7 protein-coding genes are annotated in these 12,072 nt (G+C 39.3%); 6 read left to right on the top strand and 1 reads right to left on the bottom strand.

The window, feature by feature from the left end; genetic code table 11:
• The first annotated feature begins 41 nt into the window (after window positions 1-41).
• Both HC728_RS17880 and pepT read left to right on the top strand, forming a co-directional pair.
• Window positions 42-422, top strand: coding sequence for a helix-turn-helix domain-containing protein (locus HC728_RS17880; RefSeq protein ID WP_005422154.1), 381 nt, complete (start codon window positions 42-44; stop codon window positions 420-422).
• 134 nt (window positions 423-556) lie between these two features.
• Complete coding sequence (gene pepT, locus HC728_RS17875; protein ID WP_017019789.1) at window positions 557-1,786, top strand: peptidase T; 1,230 nt, start codon at window positions 557-559, stop codon at window positions 1,784-1,786.
• An 80-nt stretch (window positions 1,787-1,866) separates the two neighbouring features.
• Here the strand turns inward: pepT and fdhF are convergent, their stop codons facing one another.
• Window positions 1,867-6,027, bottom strand: a complete 4,161-nt coding sequence (fdhF, locus tag HC728_RS17870; protein WP_065622855.1) for a formate dehydrogenase subunit alpha — start codon at window positions 6,025-6,027, stop codon at window positions 1,867-1,869.
• A 295-nt stretch (window positions 6,028-6,322) separates the two neighbouring features.
• On the opposite strand from fdhF, the gene glpA reads away from it, so the two are divergent.
• The 4 genes from glpA to HC728_RS17850 all read left to right on the top strand — a co-directional run bounded on the left by glpA (window position 6,323) and on the right by HC728_RS17850 (window position 12,048).
• Entirely contained in the window at window positions 6,323-7,975 is a 1,653-nt protein-coding gene (gene glpA, locus HC728_RS17865) for an anaerobic glycerol-3-phosphate dehydrogenase subunit A (RefSeq protein WP_190395839.1), read from the top strand.
• Window positions 7,972-9,339 (top strand): glycerol-3-phosphate dehydrogenase subunit GlpB, encoded by a 1,368-nt coding sequence (glpB, locus tag HC728_RS17860; RefSeq protein WP_190395838.1) that lies wholly within the window; start codon window positions 7,972-7,974, stop codon window positions 9,337-9,339. The genes glpA and glpB overlap by 4 nt, the downstream gene beginning before the upstream one ends.
• Window positions 9,336-10,607, top strand: a complete 1,272-nt coding sequence (gene glpC, locus HC728_RS17855; RefSeq protein ID WP_194688053.1) for an anaerobic glycerol-3-phosphate dehydrogenase subunit GlpC — start codon at window positions 9,336-9,338, stop codon at window positions 10,605-10,607. The genes glpB and glpC overlap by 4 nt, the downstream gene beginning before the upstream one ends.
• A gap of 316 nt (window positions 10,608-10,923) precedes the next feature.
• Window positions 10,924-12,048 carry a winged helix-turn-helix domain-containing protein gene (locus HC728_RS17850; RefSeq protein WP_238933826.1) on the top strand — a complete coding sequence of 375 codons (1,125 nt, stop codon included), beginning with the start codon at window positions 10,924-10,926 and terminating at the stop codon, window positions 12,046-12,048.
• Window positions 12,049-12,072: the final 24 nt, after the last annotated feature.

Genomic DNA, 12,072 nt, shown 5'->3' with positions numbered 1-12,072 from the left:
GAAACCGTTTTTAAAAATTAACATTTCCGAGGTATATAATTGTGTTAGATGAAAGCACCTCTATGGAAAGCATTTCTCGACGGATCGAGGCAAGAAAAACAGAGCTAGGACTATCTAATTCTCAAATTGCTACAGCATGTGACGTCTCTACAAGAACGGTAATTAACTGGACTAGCGGACTTTCTAGCCCTCATATATCCAAATTGATCCCTTTAAGCTTTATTCTGAGAAAAGAGATTGGTTGGATCATTTCAGGTAGTGATAATATTCCCGACTGGCTAGGGGTCACAATGTCTGACGTTATTGAATTTCATCAGGAACTATCAAAATACTCGAAATCAGAACGTACTATGTTGTTTAAATCTATTAGCAATTTAATTGAACAATTTGGTTTCATCTTAAAAGCTAAAGATAAGAAATAACTATTTTTACTTAGCGCATATAATCTAAATATGCGCTAACCACTTTGTTTTTTATGACCCATCGCAAACTTTAAAATACCTTTTTGATCAATACTTTCACTCAATTTTGTTTTCAATTACATAGAGTGAATATCATGAAAGACCTTGTAGAACGCTTTCTTTCTTATGTGAGTATTGATACTCAATCCAACCCTTCTGCACCGCAGTGCCCAAGCACTGAAAAACAATTCAATTTAGCTAACCAATTAGTTTCTGAATTAAATGAACTAGAACTTTCTGATGTCTCTATTGATGAAAATGGTTATGTCATGGGGCGGTTACCTTCAAACGTCGACTTCGATGTGCCAGCGATTGGTTTCATTGCACATATGGACACAGCCCCTGATGCGTCTGGTGAAAATGTAAAACCACAAATCATCAATAATTATCAAGGCGACACAATAACCCTTGGCACTAGCGGTGAAGAGTTAACACCAAGCCAGTTCCCTGACTTACTCAACTTAATCGGCCATGATTTGATCACCACAGATGGTACGACTTTACTTGGTGCAGATAACAAAGCAGGCATTGCCGAAATCCTAACCGCCATTGCTGTATTAAAAGCAAATCCAGAGATCCCACACGGTGATATTTGTGTCGGCTTCACTCCTGATGAGGAGATTGGACGTGGCGCAAACCTATTTGATGTTGAGAAGTTCAATGCGAAATGGGCCTACACTATCGACGGAGGCCCAGTTGGTGAATTGGAATATGAAAACTTTAATGCCACTAGTGCAGATGTGATTTGTCATGGTGTGAACGTTCACCCGGGTACAGCTAAAGGTAAGATGGTTAACTCCATGAATATCGCGGCTCAATTTCAAATGATGATGCCAGCAAATGAAACACCAGAAGGCACCGAAGGCTACGAAGGTTTCTATCATTTAAAATCAATGGAAAGCGGCGTAGCAAAAACTGAGCTTGGTTATATTGTTCGTGATTTTAGCCGTGAAGGTATGGCTGAGCGCAAAGCCTTTATGCAGAAAAAAGTAAATGAGTTAAATGCAAAATTAGAGAAAGGTCGCGTTGAATTAGTCTTAACCGATAGCTACTTTAATATGCGTGAAATGGTAGAACCTCACCCACACGTAATTGAACTGGCTAAAGAAGCAATGACAGCGTGTGACATTCAACCTGATATCAAGCCTATTCGTGGCGGTACGGATGGCGCTCGTTTATCCTTCATGGGTTTACCTTGCCCTAATATCTTTACAGGTGGTTATAACTTCCACGGTATTCATGAATTCATAACGATTAATGGCATGAAACAAGCGGTTGATGTGATTGTGAAAATTGCAGAGTTGAACGCTATCAACAATAAGTAATTCATAACACTATTTCTAAACATAAAAAATGCCCGATGATTACTCAAATCATCGGGCATTTTATTTACCTTAACCGTTATTTAGCACATTTCAGGTTCTGGTTGTAATACCTTTTCTACCTTCACAGCTGCGACTTTAAACTCGGGGATCTTCGCATGAGGATCAAGCGCTGTTGTGGTCAGTTTATTCGCCGCCGCTTCTACAAAGTGGAACGGAACAAATATCACCCCTTCTTGCATACGCTTAGTCACAAATGCAGGAGCTTCAATCGTACCACGGCGTGTTGATACTCGAACCATCTCACTATTTGAGATACCTAAACGCTCAGCATCTGCCACACTCATCATAGCGCGCGGACCAGCAAGGTTGTTCAACCCTTTGGTTTTGCGTGTCATGGTACCTGTGTGGTACTGCTCTAATAAACGTCCCGTTGTGAGCACTAATGGATACTCTTCATCAGGCAGTTCAGCCGCATATCTAAATGGAACCGCCGCCATTTGGCCTTTACCACGTAAGAACTGCTGATTATGCATAATACGAGTGCCTTGTGGATTCGTGTCATTACATGGCCATTGAAGTCCATTTTTACCAATGGCATCCCAATGCATACCTTGGTACTGAGGTGTCACTTGAGTAATTTCCTCTGTAATATCTTCAACCGATTGATAATTCCATTCACCACCCATTGCATTGGCAATTTCTTGAATGATCCACCAATCTTCTTTCGCTTCGCCCGGAGGATTTACCGCAGGTGAGATACGCTGAACACGACGCTCAGTATTGGTAAAATGACCCGCTTTTTCTGCAAATGAGCACGATGGTAAAATCACATCAGCATACGCGGCGGTTTCTGTCATAAAGATATCTTGTACAACTAGGAAATCTAATTTCTCTAAACCGTGAATAACGTGTGCTTGGTCAGGGTCACTCAACACTGGGTTCTCACCCATCACAAATAGACCTTTTACTTGTTCATGGCAGGCGGCATCAATGATTTCTGTTAATGTTAAGCCTTTCTTACTTGGCAATGTTGGCTTATTCCACGCTTTTACAAATTTCTCATAAACCGCAGGATTCTCGACCTTTTGGTAACCTGGGAAATCTGTTGGCAACGCACCCATATCACACGCACCTTGTACGTTTGATTGGCCACGAAGTGGATTAATACCACCACCTTCAATACCAATGTTGCCACACAGCATTTGTAAGTTAGCAATAGATCGGACGTTATCATGGCCCGTCGTATGCTGCGTAATACCCATTGAATAATAAATAGCAGTACGTTTAGCAGTACCAATGTAACGTGCCATTTCAATCACATCTTGTGCTTTTACGCCTGTGATTAGCTCAATTTTCTCATGTGAATACGCCTCTGACATGACTTCGGCTTTCAGCTCATCAAAGCCTTCAACGCGTTCAGAAATGTACGCTTGGTCGTGCCAGTTATTCTTAATAATCTGCTGCATAATACCGTTAAGTAACATCACATCCGTACCCGGACGTTGCGCTACATACAGCTCTGCATGATCAGAGATATCTACTTGTTTTGGATCCGCAACAATCAAACGAGCACCGTGATGACGGATGGCTTGTTTAATGTGAGAAGCAATAATCGGGTGAGCAGATGTCGTATCTGAACCAATAATAAAGATCAGATCAGAATGTTTGATACTTGGAATATCATTGGTCATCGCCCCACTACCAATAGACGCTTCTAAGCCCGTTACTGTCGTTGAGTGACATAAGCGTGCACAGTGATCAAGGTTATTGGTTTCAAACTCACGACGTACTAATTTTTGGAATGCGTAGTTATCTTCATTGGTGGTTTTTGCCGACGAGAATCCAGCTAGTGCATTGCCGCCATGTTGAGATTTAATGGCACTGAACTTATCAGCAACTAATGTGATCGCCTCTTCCCAACTTGCAGGAACTAACTCACCATTTTTACGAATTAACGGTGTTTTTAAGCGCTCATCACTACTGACAAAATCAAAACCAAAGCGACCTTTAACACACAGCATGCCTTCGTTCACTGGAGACGATTTAGCACCTTGAACGTATTTAATTTTGTTTGTTGATTCATCAACCATCATGGTTAACTTACAACCCACACCACAATAGGTACAAATCGTATCAACCGGTTTTAAAACTTCGATTCGGCCTTGAGATTTATCACGAGAATCAACCAATGCACCAACAGGACACGCTTGAACGCACGCACCACATTGCACACAGTTTGAGTTACCCATTTGATAACCGTGCTCAAACCCTGCACGACATTCAGGACGAGAGGCATTGGTTCCGTCTTCATTTTTCATGAAGCTTAAAACGCCATGCACGCCTTTTTCGTTACACGCTTCAACACATTGACCACAACTAATACAACGGTTGGCATCAAACACGATGAATTCAGAGCTGGTATCGATAGCAAACTTCTGCTTACTTTCGTTGCTTAAATCTGTCTCATCCGCTTTATATTCAGTCGCATAATCACGCAGCCCACAATTGGTGTTTGCCTGACAGGCACACTCTAAGCAGCGCTCTGCTTCACGTATTGCATCCAAGTTATCAAAGCCAGTTTCAACTTCATCAAAGCTTTGCTCACGCTGCTCAGCGGTTAACTCAGGCATGATGACGCGCATTGCTTTTTGAATATGTTCAAAATGCTTAGGATCAACTTGCTTAGTCTTCTTCTCTTTTTGAGAATTAAACGGTTTGGTTGGAATTTTCTCCATGTCACCGTTAAAGAAACGATCAATCGCTTCTGCAGCAATACGGCCATCAGCAACCGCTTCAATTGCCGTTGCAGGACCACGACGAAAATCACCGATGCTAAAAATATTTTTCACACCACTGTGCATTGTCAAACTGTTTGCGTCAGCGGTATTCCAACGAGTCAGTGGCAAATCAATCGTATCGTTCTCTAAAAAGCTTAAATCCGGTTTTTGTGATACTGCAGAAATCACGGTATCAAACTCTTCAATGAAAAATTCACCTGTTGCCTGAGGACTACGACGACCAGATGCATCTGGTTCACCTAATGCCATTTTCTCTAAACGAACTTGAGTTACTCGTCCATTTTCATCAGCAATATTTTCAACCGGGTTGGTTAAGAAATGAAATTTAACACCTTCGTGTTCAGCTTCAACCACTTCATAATCTTCTGCTGGCATCTCTTCACGAGTACGACGATAAATAAGCGTTGTATCGGCACCATCACGCACCGCTGTACGAGCACAGTCAATCGCCGTGTTACCACCACCAATAACCGCTACTTTTTTACCTGTCGTTAATTTAGATTCTGTTACGTAATCTTTTAAGTAATCAACGCCTAAATAACAACCACCAAGCTCACTGCCTTGATAATGCATTTCAACGGCTTTTGAAGCACCGACTGCCAAACAGACAGCATCATACTCATCACTTAACTGTGTTAATGAGAAATCCTCACCTAGTTTCACAGAAGTTTGAATTTCCATACCGTTACGACACATCAATTCAATTTCTTTATCTAAAATCGATTTTGGTAAACGATATTCAGGAATACCATAACGTAGCCAACCGCCTGCTTTAGGCATCGACTCAAACACCGTTACACTGTAACCCTCATTAGTCAGATAATAGCCACACGTTAATCCACCAGGGCCACTACCAATCACAGCAATGGATTTCCCTTTGTCTGCTTTCTTTGGTGGCACATAAGATTCTTGAGCATGTAGATCCACGTCAGCCGCATGACGTTTTAATTGACGAATAGCTAATGGCTCATCAACCAAACCACGACGACATTCCGCTTCACAGAACGCAGGACAAACACGACCAATAGATAATGGCATTGGCAATGTTCGTTTAATGACTTCAATGGCTTTTTGATGATCATCTTGCGAAATGTGGTACAGATATGACTGTATATCTACGCCAGCTGGGCACGCAGTTTGGCACGGCGCTTCACAATCAGCGTAATGATCTGAAAGAATTTTGTTTAATGCACTTTGACGACGTTTTACTAACGCTTCAGACGAAGTGATCACTTGCATACCATCAACCGCTTGAGTTTCACAAGCGCGTTGAATTCCTTGACCTTCAATTTCAACTACACATAAATCACATGGTACTTTCTCACCATTGATATTGTTTCCGCATAGTGAAGGGATTTCGACATTGCATTCCTTTGCAGCTGCTAAAAGTGTTATCTCTTCATCGATAGTGAATGTTTGTTTATCTATAGTTATTTTCATCATTCAATACCTAAGATTGACTATTAATTTTCCCGATTATATCACCACTTTTATTCTGGTTTTGAACCAGATCGTATCTTTACAAAATCACCACTCAACAAACGACATTTATTCTCATTACCCCTCTCAATTTTCAACTTTTTTCTGTTCGTTCATTTATTTCTATGTGACATATCCACCAAAACGAAAACGAGACGAATGCGCGAACGAACATTTTTGCGTTAGATCAAAGAATGTGTCGAACATTAATATCATGATGATTTCATACATCAAAAGTGGTAAAAAAAGAGACTAAATTATGGACAAAACTTCTCGATTAGAAACTTCCGTTATCATTATTGGTGGCGGAGCAACAGGCACCGGAATTATGCGTGATTGTGCTTTGCGAGGTATTGATTGTATTTTAATTGAGAAAGACGATTTAGCTTCTGGTACCACAGGTCGAAATCATGGTTTACTTCACTCTGGTGCCCGCTACGCCGTGACTGATAACGAATCAGCAAAAGAATGCATCCATGAAAACAAGATCTTAAAAACCATTGCTAAGCATTGTGTTGAAGATACTCAAGGCTTATTTATCTCTCTTCCCGATGATGATTTAGATTTTCAAAAACAGTTTATTGATTCATGTGAATTGGCGGGGATTGAGGCAAAACAACTCACACCAAAAGAAGCGTTATTACTTGAGCCAAACGTGAATCCTGATTTAATTGGCGCCGTTCAAGTTCCAGATGGAACGCTCGATCCTTTTCGTTTATGTGCAGCGAATGTCCTGGATGCGAAAGAAAACGGTGCGCGTTTGCTCACACATACCCATGTAACTTCCCTTATTCGACATCAAGATACGGTGCTCGGAGTGAACTGTATTGATGTAAAGACCAATCAGAAAATTGAAATCTTTGCACAACAAGTGATTAATGCCGCTGGTATTTGGGGACAAAATATTTGTGAATACGCCGATTTGAGCATCAAAATGTTTCCAGCAAAAGGTTCATTACTGATCTTAGATTATCGTATTAATAACTTAGTGATTAACCGTTGCCGTAAACCATCTGATGCCGATATTTTAGTGCCAGGGGATACGATTTCACTTATCGGAACCACATCAGAACACATTGATTATGACAAGATTGATGATTTGCATGTAAGTGCTAAAGAAGTTGATATTCTCATGCGTGAAGGTGCAAAACTCGCACCAATCATGGCAAATACACGAGTTTTACGCGCCTATGCTGGTGTCCGCCCATTAGTTGCTGTTGACGACGACGGTACAGGCCGAAACATCAGTCGAGGCATAGTGTTACTCGATCACGGTGAAAAAGATGGCTTAGACGGATTTACAACCATTACCGGCGGTAAACTAATGACCTCTCGTTTAATGGCAGAAATGACAACAGATCTGGTGGCTAAAAAGATCGAAAATAACCAAGAATGCACCACTCATATTCGTCCGCTACCGGGATCAAATGGCGCATCAATTACCGCAAAAAAAACCGCAAGTCTTGCAAAACCCGTTTACCAAAGTGCCATTTATCGACACGGTGAACGCGCTCAACAGTTTTTAACCGATGAAGCTAAAGATCAAGCGGTGATCTGTGAATGCGAAATGGTAACCCAAGGTGAAATTAACTACGCCATTAACCAATTAGATGTTCACAACCTGGTTGATCTTCGTCGTCGCACTCGCTTAGGTATGGGTCCTTGCCAAGGAGAACTATGTACTTATCGTGCTGCCGGGCTATTTGAAGAATGCGGACAAATAAGTGGTAACCAATCAAGTCAACTACTAACTCATTTTCTAGAAGAACGTTGGAAAGGCATCAAACCTGTATTCTGGGGAGATGCATTGCGAGAAGCTGAATTTAGCTATTGGATTTACGAAGGTCTGTTCGGAGCAAGTGACATTCCAAACCAACACTCTGAACAAGAATCAAAAGAGGCAACATTATGAATTTCGATACCATCATCATAGGCGGAGGCATGGCAGGCTTAAGCTGTGCTTTACGTTGCTTAGAAGCCGGATTAAAAACCGCGGTTATTGCCTCAGGTCAAAGCGCTTTGCACTTCTCATCAGGCTCAATTGATGTACTTGCAAAAAAACCTTCAGGTGAACCTGTTTCTAACCCAATGACTTGTATTGATACCTTCGCAAAAGAATATCCTAACCATCCTTACGCGACATTAGGTAAAGAAACAGTTGAACGCGCTATCGACTGGTATAGAAACACATTATCAGCTATTGGTGTCCCATTAACGTCGCAAAATAATGGACTAAATCACTATCGATTAACGCCATTAGGAACAATGAAATCAACCTGGCTATCACAACCTTTTGTTCATCAATTCCCTATGGATTTAGAGAAAAATAAAACACAAAAAATGGTTTTGGTTACCATTGATGGCTTTCGTGACTTCCAACCTAAATTAGCTCAAGATAATTTAAAGCAACTCACTCAATTATCTGCTCTTGAAATAACAACAGCGAGCGTATCTCTTTCTGCATTTAACGAGATTAAGCGTAATCATTGTGAATTACGCTCAATTGACTTATCTCGATTATTATCCAAACGAGCGCACAGACAAGAACTCGCTTACGCTTTACAACAACATGCACAACCCGGTGATTTAGTGGTAATACCTTCTATTTTTGGTAATGGTACTGGATTAACCTACCTCAAAGAAATTGAGCAACTAACCAAATTAACACTATGCGAAGTACCTACTATGCCGCCTTCATTATTAGGTATACGCTTGGAAGAAAGCATGAAGCACGCCTTTATTGAGCTGGGTGGCACCATGTTAAATGGTGACCATGTCGTTCAAGGGGAATTCTCTTATGTTGATAAAAGCGATCCTGAACACTCTCATTATCGTTTAAACCGCATTTTCACTAAAAACCATGGTGATTTCCCTCTTCAGGCCAAACAGTTTGTCTTAGCCACTGGCAGCTTTTTTAGCCAAGGATTAAAGGCGAATGTTGATTCAATGATTGAACCCATATTTGGACTGAATATAGCACAAAGTGATAAAAGAACGGATTGGTATAGTCACGATTTTTTTAGTACTCAATCGCACCCATTTTTAAGTATGGGTATTAAGACAACAGCCAATTTCCAAGCGATTAAATCTGGTCATGTGATCGACAATTTATACTGTGCTGGCGCAATTCTATCTGGCTATAACCCGATATTAGAAGGAAGCGGTAGTGGTGTTGCAATTAGTTCAGGCTTTCACGCTGCAGAATCCATCATAGAGCAATTACAGTGCAGCGACTTTTTACAAAATAACAATACAAAAGCAGAGGTCGCGTTATGAGCAGCCCATTATTTAAATCGTCTTTTCTAAAAGACAGCGTATTAAAAGACAACCTTATTTTTAGAGCGCCGGCGAATACCAGTTTTGATCAATGTTTAAAGTGCACCGTTTGTACCGTCTATTGTCCAGTAGCAAAAGAAAATCCTGATTATCCAGGACCAAAACAATGCGGACCAGATGGCGAACGCCTGCGTTTTAAAAGCCCAGAATACTATGATGAAACCCTTAAACTCTGCACAAATTGCAAACGTTGTGAAACCGCTTGCCCATCTGGGGTTAAAATTGGTGACATGATTGCAGTCGCTCGTGGAAAATATGGCAAGCCAGCATACAACATGAAAGGTCTTCGTGATTTTGTATTAAGTCATACGGATCTATTTGGTTCAATTGCCACTCCTGTAGCACCTGTTGTAAACGCAGTTACCAGCGTTCCTTTAGTAAAAAAAGTAATGCATAAAACCATTGGTGTACATGATCATAAATCACTGCCTAAATACTCTCATGGTACTTTTAGAAAATGGTATAAGAAAGAAGTGAATGATCAGAGTGTATTTGAGCGACAAGTGCATTATTTTCATGGCTGTTTTGTTAATTACAACCATCCACAACTAGGTAAAGACTTCATTAAAGTAATGAATAATATGAACATCGGGGTTCAATTGTTAGATAAGGAAAAATGTTGTGGTGTCCCTCTTATTGCTAATGGGTATCACAAGAAAGCACAAAAAAATGCAGAATTTAATGTGGCTAACTTAGAAGCTGCGATTGAACGTCAAGATGTTCCGATTCTATCCACCTCTTCAACATGTTCATTTACTTTGCAACAAGAGTATCCTCATGTTTTAAATGTAGATAACACCAAAGTAGCCAAAAAGATTGAATACGTTACTCGTTTCTTATTAAAAGAAATCATGAATGGTCGAGGACCTAAAATGAAGCCTCTAAATAAGAAAATTGTTTATCACACTCCTTGTCATTTAGAACGCAGTGGCGGCAATATTTATACTATTGAGTTACTCCGAGCTATTCCTGGCTTAGAGGTGCAGGTATTAGATAGTGAATGCTGTGGTTTAGCGGGCACTTATGGATTTAAAACTGAAAACTACGAAACATCAGTTGCTATAGGTAAGAATATATTCGACAAAATTAAAGCTGCCAAACCTGATTACGCAATTACTGATTGTGAAACTTGTAAATGGCAAATCGAAGAAAACACTAACACTACAACCATCCATCCGATTTCACTGCTTTGTGAAGCTCTAATCTAACCTTTGTATATTTGTGGGTATAACGCCCACAAATATCACTCAAACAAATCACATTCAAGATACAAATTCACAAGAAAAATACCAAAACATTACCAAAGCCCATGACAGCAAGAAAAAATATTTACCCTTAAAATACAAAGAGTAACAATAAGTGATCAAAATCAAATACTTAGAAATATAGTGTTCATTTTTGATACAAACTTGACATCGGTATTGACAATCTTATATATAATAACAATTAATACATCGAATATATAAAATACAGTCTATTCACTCTATGCTTAAACGAATAAAAATTGAGCACCGCGATTTCATATTGAACATCGCGGATAACTCGATTTCAAAAAAAAATAATGAAATAAAGTTAACAGAAACCGAATGTAAGATATTAACGTTGCTTTTATTAGCGCCAAAACAAGTATTTAGTAAAGAAGAAATTCTTAATTATGCTTGGGATCAAGAGCTAAATAACAATACCAGCGTAGTACCCCAAGCCATCTCAATTTTACGCAAAAAATTATATCGAGATGGCATTGACGCTATAGATACAGTAAAAGGAAAGGGATATAAAGCAACACCAAGCAGAAAACGTTGTTTGTCTAAACGAAAGAAAAAGTGTGGTATTACAATCGCAATACTTGCATGCAGCATAACCACATATGGTTTTTATATTCAAAAGCCAGACGAACAACCCAAAATTGATCAATCACTGCTCAAAGTCGATGATAATATTTATCAAACCTCAAACTCAGCCCCTATCGTAGTAAGCCCCGAAATACTTAATGAAAATGTTAAGTACTTTATACATGTACAAAAAAAAGCGATAAGCTTATCTGCTTGCAAAATAACCAATCAAAAATGCACAAGTATATACAACAAAATACTCTTCATTGATGATGAAAATAGCAAAATCGATATGAATAAACTAATCGGTGACGTGTCTTTTAAATTCGATAAGCCAAAGGGAGAACCTGTTTTTTGTAATTCAAATAAACACAGTAGTTACAAAGTTTCAAGTAGCATAAACTTAAGAGCTTTAAATAATGAATCTTATACAGGGCATGTATTTGTTAATTATGATGTAAGTCAAATAGAGACAAATCATTACAAAGCAGAATTATCTGCCTATGTAAAAGAATCTGGCTATATTGGTAGTTTTGGATACTCTGTTAATCTTAACGCAGAAACAAAAAAAATCACAAATCAATCAAATGAACATTATATTTCTAAAATAAGCAGAGATATGAAATACAGTGGCATTAAATCAGGTCGACAACAATTTGGAACTATAAAAGATCAAAGTCAACTGTATGCTTTTCCTCTTATGAAAAATGGAACTCATTCCACTTACTTTAATCATATTTACCCAATGGGAAATGGAGTGAACTATGTCTACATGGAAAATGCAAATATCGGTTACTTAACTTTTTTCTATAAATAACAATAGGCTGTATCAAATTGATAC

The sequence above is a fragment of the Aliivibrio sp. S10_S31 genome, assembly GCF_014694495.1.
GTDB lineage: Bacteria > Pseudomonadota > Gammaproteobacteria > Enterobacterales > Vibrionaceae > Aliivibrio > Aliivibrio fischeri.
The sequence above is the reverse complement of the archived record's forward strand: the minus strand, read 5'-3'. Positions and strand labels throughout refer to the sequence as shown.